General features: G+C 34.1%; 5 protein-coding genes. 2 read left to right on the top strand and 3 right to left on the bottom strand.

The genetic code is table 11. The features are described 5' to 3' along the window. Window positions 1-868: 868 nt before the first annotated feature. Window positions 869-1,504 carry an isoprenylcysteine carboxylmethyltransferase family protein gene (locus tag GQR56_RS20805; protein ID WP_024611609.1) on the top strand — a complete coding sequence of 212 codons (636 nt, stop codon included), beginning with the start codon at window positions 869-871 and terminating at the stop codon, window positions 1,502-1,504. Window positions 1,505-1,576: 72 nt separating this feature from the next. On the opposite strand, the gene GQR56_RS20800 is transcribed toward GQR56_RS20805, so the two are convergent. From GQR56_RS20800 to GQR56_RS20790, 3 genes are read right to left on the bottom strand one after another with little or no spacing between them, the layout of a single operon-like run. Continuing rightward, window positions 1,577-3,601 (bottom strand): GGDEF and EAL domain-containing protein, encoded by a 2,025-nt coding sequence (locus GQR56_RS20800; RefSeq protein WP_166115215.1) that lies wholly within the window; start codon window positions 3,599-3,601, stop codon window positions 1,577-1,579. Between the two features lie 4 nt (window positions 3,602-3,605). Further along, the gene (locus GQR56_RS20795) at window positions 3,606-4,136 is read right to left on the bottom strand and encodes a YfiR family protein (RefSeq protein ID WP_206018243.1); all 531 of its coding nucleotides are present in this window, start codon (window positions 4,134-4,136) and stop codon (window positions 3,606-3,608) included. 9 nt (window positions 4,137-4,145) lie between these two features. Beyond that, on the bottom strand, window positions 4,146-6,206 hold the full coding sequence (locus GQR56_RS20790; protein WP_166115212.1) for a TonB-dependent receptor: 2,061 nt from the start codon (window positions 6,204-6,206) through the stop codon (window positions 4,146-4,148). 423 nt (window positions 6,207-6,629) lie between these two features. On the opposite strand from GQR56_RS20790, the gene GQR56_RS20785 reads away from it, so the two are divergent. Next, on the top strand, window positions 6,630-7,508 hold the full coding sequence (locus GQR56_RS20785; RefSeq protein WP_166115209.1) for a sensor domain-containing diguanylate cyclase: 879 nt from the start codon (window positions 6,630-6,632) through the stop codon (window positions 7,506-7,508). The last annotated feature ends 151 nt before the right edge of the window (window positions 7,509-7,659 follow it).

Genomic DNA, 7,659 nt, shown 5'->3' with positions numbered 1-7,659 from the left:
GCTATGTGAAAGTAGGACATTACCAGGCTTCAAATTGTAGAAAGCCCGAATCTAACGATTCGGGCTTTTTTACGTCTGCAGAAAAGTGAAGTGTGGTTGAAAAACGTACAGCTCACACCCTACACTCCCATTAATATCCCTTATTTCATTCGATTACAGCTCATGACCCACTTTAAAGAAGCCCACTTAGCTCACCAGTCTCAGCAATAGCGCGATAATAAGCAGCTTGAGAGAATGATAGTGCCGTATTTACACTGTAACTCTCCACTGCTGTAGGCACACTAAAACATTCTCCTGCGTAGCTCACAGGCTTAACATTGTAGAAAAGTGAATGTATGGGTGAATAATACACAGCTCACGGCATACATTCCTATTAATACTCATTCATTTCATTCAAGTGTTTACGACTAGAAGGAGATATAGCCAAATATAACATGCTTACATAGCCTCTATCATCCTACTTAAAAAGCACATAAAGCCAGGAGCTAAATAAATTCCCTTTAAATATCGAGAATTTTTGAGGATGGATTACCCGTTATAACTGTATGATACAGCATCGATTTTATTGAAGGTTTATTAATATATGAAAGCTATATATTAAAGCCGTATCTTGTGATTAGATAACTTAACTATTGTTATAATTTGCTTTCGCTATTTTTGATATCCTAAATTTAAACATCAATAGATATGTTGTATGTGTTTAAAATAATGGGAAAGAATAGAAGTTGAAAGAGATTAAATCTATATTGACTAAAGATAAAATGATTTTATATACATTTTATTAACTTTTCTTGTTTATTAACGGTATGAATACTAAGATGAATTCATTAATTAAGAATAAAAATAATGACTGCGAGGGCGTCCTTAAATGAACTATCAACCCTTTATAGATGACTCAGTGTCGCTAATAGAGTTTACTCGTATTTATCTGGCACTTTTTTATACTTTTGTTGCTGGATTTTATACATATCGCATTATCTCTAAAAATAAAAACACACCATCAGGTGTTATTTTTCCGGGTCAACAGTTTTGTGCTAGTTGGTGGAATCATATGGCATTTAAGTTCTTTAGAGCAGCAATTTGGTTGGTGTGTGTTGTTAGGTTATTTATTCCGGATATAGACCGGTATTTAATTTTATTCGAGCCATTAAATGGTTGGCCTGGTGTTATGTTTGGCAATATCTTATTAAGTGCAGGTTTTATATTAAGCATGTTTGTGCATTTTAATATGGCTTCTCTTTGGCGTTCAGGAATCGATCCTAATGGACCTAAAGAACTTAAAACAACAGGCCTTTATGAATACTCTCGAAATCCGATGTATTTAGGTGTAGCAGCGGCACAAATTGGTTTCTTTTTAGCACTTCCTTGTGTATTTAGTTTAATTTGCTTACTTGTTGGGTTAGTTGCATTATTTAGACAAACTCAAGTTGAGGAGGCACACTTGAGTAAATGTTTTACTGAACAGTATGATCAATATAAGGCATTAGTACCGCGATGGTTGTAGTTTATTTTTGACTATAAATATTATATGTAGTTGTTTTCAAAGTTAACGAAAGGCATGTAAAACTAAGTTAATTTATATTAGAGTCTTTGATTTTATATGCTGCTTAATAAACGCTTTTTTATCTATTGGTTTAGAAAATATATAACCTTGGATGTAATCGCATGCTAATTCTTTCAATAATAGATACTGATATGTTGTTTCAACCCCCTCAGCAACGACTTTTACATTTAGGTTATGTGCCATAGTAATAATTGCTTTAACAAGTGCGATACTGTTCTCGTTGGTTTCTATATCTTTAATAAATGTCCGGTCAATTTTGAGTATGTCTATATCTAGACGTTGAAGGTAGGCTAGAGATGAGTAGCCGACACCAAAATCATCAATGGCAATATCTATGTTTATCTCGTTTAACCTTTTTAATTGATGCTGTATTGAAGAATCTGGATCCATTAAAGAGTTTTCAGTTACCTCAATTAAAATAGTGTGCGCAGGTAATTTATATTGCTTACTTGCTTTGATCCATTGATCAACCCAATCTCCGGCACGATCAATTTCGAGAGGGGAAGTATTCACGCTTATTTGAATAGGGGTTTCAGATAGCTTATTAAATTGTACTGTATCGCGTATTGCTTGTGATTTTACCCAGTGACCAATATCACTAATTAAACCATTTTTTTCGGCTACAGGTATAAAGCTGTTTGGAGTAATTAAGCCACGTTCTGGGTGATTCCAACGAATTAAGGCTTCCGCTTTTTGTACTGTTATACCATCAATCGAAAAAATTGGCTGATAGTACAGTTCAAATTGGTTTTCACTGATCGCAATTTTAATTTCCTCAATTAAGCGACGTTTTTCAATAGCCTGTTCTTCAATCACATATGAGAAAAATTCATAGCGATTACGTCCTTTCTTTTTAGATAAATACATAGCTTGATCGGCGCGCTTTACTAACTCTTCAACGGTTAACCCATCTGTAGGGAAAAAAGTTAAACCTATACTTGCTGTAACATTTACTTGCTCTTCTTTTATCTGAATACATTGCATTAGACTATGCTGAACTGCATCAGCTATTTTTGCTGCGGCAACAGGATCGTTTACACCCTCTAGAATAAGTGTAAATTCATCACCACCTAAACGTGCAACCGTATCTTGTTTTGAAATGCATTTCTGTAATCGCTCTGCAACTTGGTGTAATAGTAAGTCGCCATAATCATGACCAAGGCTATCATTTATTTCTTTAAACCCATCTAAATCAATAAAAATGAGTGCAAACTTCATATTTTTTGTAGCAACTAAGTTTTGAATTTTTTCATAAAAATAGCGTCTATTTGGCAGATCGGTAAGTCCATCTTGGTATGCATATTGATGTAATTGAATATTTGCATTTTCAAGTTCTTTGGTTCGAAGCCGCACTTGATTTTCAAGTGAGCTTTCTCGCTGTTCTATAGTAGAAAGCATGTCGTTAAAGCATGTTGTAAGCTGACCTACTTCATCTTTAGATAGTTGCTTGGCACGTAAACTGTAATTATTTGATTTGGTAACTTTGTCAGCTATTTGTGCTAAATGTAGTATTGGGTTTAAAAAACGACGCCTAAGTGATAATGATAAAAGTAGGCTCACAGCGAATGTAAAACACATTAATATAGTAATAAACTTAGTATAAAAGACTGTTCTATCATTTAGATAGCTATCATTAGCTTGTATCTTAATTTCGCCATAATAATGTAAATCTAGAGTAAGAGCGGTAGTTACTTCAATGCTATGTCCGTCATATTCAAAAAAGTCAGGGGAGAGGGCAATTGCAAGCTGTTGACCGACCTTATTATTTACAACTACAGATATTATGTCCGAGCGAGTAAGTATTGGGTTAATTAACTCTTGTATAGCTTCGGTATCATCGAACATTAGTGCCGTTGTTATATTCGGTGATATCATTTTTGATAATGAATCCAAGCTTTGTATTTGCTCTTCTTTAGCACTCGTAACTTCATAAGCACTAAATACAATCGTAACAGTTGCGCTAGATACTAATGCAACGCTCATTAAAATGAATAAAAGTTTTTTATTCATCGTATTTAATGAAAATACTTTTTTCATTATTTTACCTATTCACAACGCGGGCGAGGCGTAAGACTTTTGAGCTCATAGTAATACCTGCATCTTTAAGCTTTAGTGGGTCTATCTCAAAACGAATTTTACCGCTGGAAAGAAAAAATCTAATATGTCCTCCGCTTTTAATAAATTCTGCATTTTCACCCACAATCATAATGTTGTGATAAGACGTAAGCTGTGATTTTTGCCAATCGGTAATAGTATCAGACGTAATAAAAAGTATATTACATGGTTCGAGAGACACTTCATTAAGTACCACGTGTAAACTTTGTAGAGGTGAATGTTTAATTGTACGATTCTTTAAAGCAACATTCGCAGCATAAATAAAACTTTTATCAGGGCTGCATATCGTAAAGTATTCACTTTCATTTAATTGGACAGGCCATTGACCAAAGCGGGCAAAGTTATATAAAAAGCCTGCTTTTAACATATACTCTTTTTCCATAGCACTGCTGTTCGTACTAAATAAAAGTACAAATGTAATTGTTAAACTATGCAGAAGACCTTTAAATTTAAGCATTTTATTAACTTAAAACTTTATTGTTATTGTAAACGTAATACATTCATCAATGTAATTAGGTATTGTATAAGTTTCGCGTGTATTATTATATTCAATATGAGAACCAGCAAACAAGTTTTTGCCCGAAAGAGCTGCTGCCCAAGTATGATTGATTTGCCAATTCCAAGTTAAGTCTAATGCTGTATAGTTGTCGGCTTCATATGCATCTGAGTTCTCTACACGTAATGCTGTAAAAATGGTGTGATCAGTAAATAGGGTATAATTTGCTTTTGCGAATAGCTGCCTATTTGATGAGTCAAAGCCAATAGACGGGGCTGTGCCTTCAGGTAAATTGTAATCGATATTTGTGTAACTATAACCAAGCTCTGTACTAAGAGAATCAATTGGTTGCCAAGATAAAACAATATCAAACCCCTTAGTTGTCGTTTCTCCAACTGAGACAAGATCGAAGTTAATCTCTGTTGTTGTTAATGACTGAGCAGCTTGTTCAAATTGCCCAGCTTGAAAAAACGCGACTGCAGGTAGAAATTGCTCAAACTGTGTGTTTAATTTAATAGCGGCAACATCTGTTGCATCAGTATGATAAGCAGAAAAATCTAATGCCCAATCATTGTTGGTAAAACGATAGCCTAATTCATAAGATATATAATTTTCGGACTTTACTTTATCGTTGCCATTTAGAAAAGTTGCAATCCGATAATCATCAATTACAGGTATATCTGTTTTAACCCCAATAATATCTATTATTTTGGTACCGTTAACTTTAAAATTATCGTTAAACTCTATTAAAGTAGGAGTGCGTACACTTCGCGATATAGCCCCCCAAGTTAAATGATTTTCAATGGGTTTATATACTAACCTTGCTGATGGCTGGTTTTCCCACCCAGTTAAGTCGTTATGATCTAATTTAGTTCCAATAATGAAGTCGAGTGTATTGGGTACAAAATTGTATTGCGCCTGAACAAGTCCACCATATTGTTTAAGGTTATCTAAGTCTTTGTCACTATCTAAAAACACACTTTCAGCAAACGAAATCGCATTATATCGGTAGTTCAATCCCCAATCTAATTGTAATGATTGGTATATGAAATTCATCTGATAATCAATATCTAACGATTCAAAATTTTCTTTTATATATGTTTGATCACCATTTTGTTTAAGCCAAGAGACCTGCAGCATTTGATTTGCATTTGTAGATATTCGATTCTCTATGCGCGTCATCATACGCGAATCTGTGCGTTTTAAATCATCAGAAAAAGAAATGTTTGTGTTAGTTTCATCAACAACACCGCGATAGTTTTGACCCAGCTTAGAATGCGTAACATCCCCCTGAAACAATGCAGACCATTCATCACTTGGAGTAAAATCAGCTCTTAAACCAAATGAGTGCTGTTTAGTTGTATCATTAGGGGTAAGCGAAATTCCTTTTTTTGAAGCATTTGAGTTTTTAATATGACCATAAACTCTGTAACTACCCTTATTACTAATATCGCCACCATAGCGTAAGTTAGCATCTGTGTTTATTTGATTACCCGTTGTCGCGTTTGCGTATCCACCGCGAGTATCAATACTATTTTTTGTAATAATATTTATAACGCCATTGTTTGCGTTACTGCCCCATAAAAGTCCGCCTTGTCCACGAATCACCTCTATGCGTTCAATATCATACAACGGTACGTTAAGGGTTTCCCAGTAAACGGCTGCGAACTTTGGAGTGTACAAGCTCTGACCATCAATCATTACTAATAGCTTGCTAGAAAAACGAGATGCTACACCTCGAGAAGATATAGCCCACTGATTATTGTCCAATTGTCTAACAATAAGTCCAGGTACCATTTTTAGCGCTTCAGGTACTGATGTAGCACCTGAGCTAGTAATTTGCTCTTTGCCTAAAACATAAATAGAAGAAGCGGTATCAAAAGCTGATTGCGTTCTTTTCATTGCAGAAGTGACCTGCACATCCATTCCCATTAGAGCATCAAGATCGAGATCTTCGTCTTCAAATGGAGCGGCCGCAATAAACGGAGAAATAAAAAGTAATGGCCACAAAAAGTGTTGTGATGTTTTCACCGACGCGTCTCCCGCACAATATAAAAATCAAAAACAGTGATTGTTTTTATAAAACATGTGTTATCACACAACATTAACATATGTTTATAGTGTGAAAGCATTTTATATGATGAATAGTATAAATATTTTTGTATTAAATAAAAATTTATACTTATTAGATTCAAATAATTAAGTATGTAGCATAGTATATTTAGGTACATCTGCAATTGCGTACCTAAAAAAGTTAAAAGTAAACTTTATAAAATAGCTAAATACTGCAACATTAAATTTATTTATTGTAGCGACGTTAAATTTTTAGTGTGAAAAAGATTTTTATTAGTCAAAACTACGTTCTATTTCGCTAGAGCATTATTTTCCTTTGCTTTTTTTATAAGTATACCGAATACTAAAATTAGCTTCATTTGCTTTTAAGGCAAGCAAAGTATGACAAAAAATGAGTTTATAAATTTAGAAGACGTGCTCAATTTAATGCTCGACGCGGTATGTGTTGTTGATAAGCAAGGTACCTTTGTTTTTGTTAGCGCTGCATTTGAGCAAATTTTTGGGTATAAAGCAGATGAAGTTGTCGGGGAAAAGATGATTAATTATGTTTACGAAAGTGACCATCATAAAACATATAATGCTGTTGATTCATTGTTATCTGGAGAAGTAATAAATCCACGATTTGAAAACCGCTGGCTCAGAAAAGATGGGGAAGTAGTAAATATATTATGGTCTGTTCGCTGGTCAGAAGAACATCAAGTTAGAGTGGCGGTCGCACACGATATTACCGAACGTAAAAAAATGGAAGAACAGCTTTATTATATTGCTAGGCATGATGCACTTACAGAGTTACCAAATCGTTCGTTATTAATGGAGCGGCTACAGAAAGCAATTATAAAAGCACAAAAAGAGAACTCATTTTTTTCATTGTTATTTATAGATATTGATGGTTTTAAAGCGGTAAATGATACTTATGGGCATGACGTTGGTGATAAACTTTTACATAGTATTGCACTACGACTCAATAGTGTAACGAGGGAATGTGACACCGTAGGGCGTTTAGGTGGGGATGAATTTTTGATTATTTTAGATAATCTAAATTCACCAAGTGAAGCCAACATAATAAAACGCAAAATTCTCGCACAATTTAAAATGGTATTTAAATTTGATGATGTTTATTTAAACATTTCGCCAAGTATTGGAATTGCTAATTACCCTGATAATGGTGAAACTGACCATCAACTAATTAAGCATGCTGATCAAGCAATGTATAAAATTAAAAAATCAGGCGAAAATAAAGCGACTTATTCAACAAACTAATTTTTTATTACTGCATAAAATTTTAGTAAAAAAGCCAGCGAATACATGCACTTTACTCAGGGCAAGATCACGAACTTTACCTTGACTTAAAAGTATGATCTTATACTCCTTTTTTCAAGGAGCATTCTCATGCTTGATATTCAGCTATTTA

The organism is Pseudoalteromonas sp. Z9A5 (assembly GCF_011378875.1).
In the GTDB taxonomy this organism is placed as follows: domain Bacteria; phylum Pseudomonadota; class Gammaproteobacteria; order Enterobacterales; family Alteromonadaceae; genus Pseudoalteromonas.
The sequence above is the reverse complement of the archived record's forward strand: the minus strand, read 5'-3'. Positions and strand labels throughout refer to the sequence as shown.

Excerpts from the sequence above, each read along its gene's own strand:
- GQR56_RS20785 (WP_166115209.1), top strand. The coding sequence starts at position 6,630 with ATGACAAAAAATGAGTTTATAAATTTAGAAGACGTGCTCAATTTAATG.
- GQR56_RS20800 (WP_166115215.1), bottom strand. The coding sequence starts at position 3,601 with ATGAAAAAAGTATTTTCATTAAATACGATGAATAAAAAACTTTTATTC.
- GQR56_RS20805 (WP_024611609.1), top strand. The coding sequence starts at position 869 with ATGAACTATCAACCCTTTATAGATGACTCAGTGTCGCTAATAGAGTTT.
- GQR56_RS20795 (WP_206018243.1), bottom strand. The coding sequence starts at position 4,136 with ATGCTTAAATTTAAAGGTCTTCTGCATAGTTTAACAATTACATTTGTA.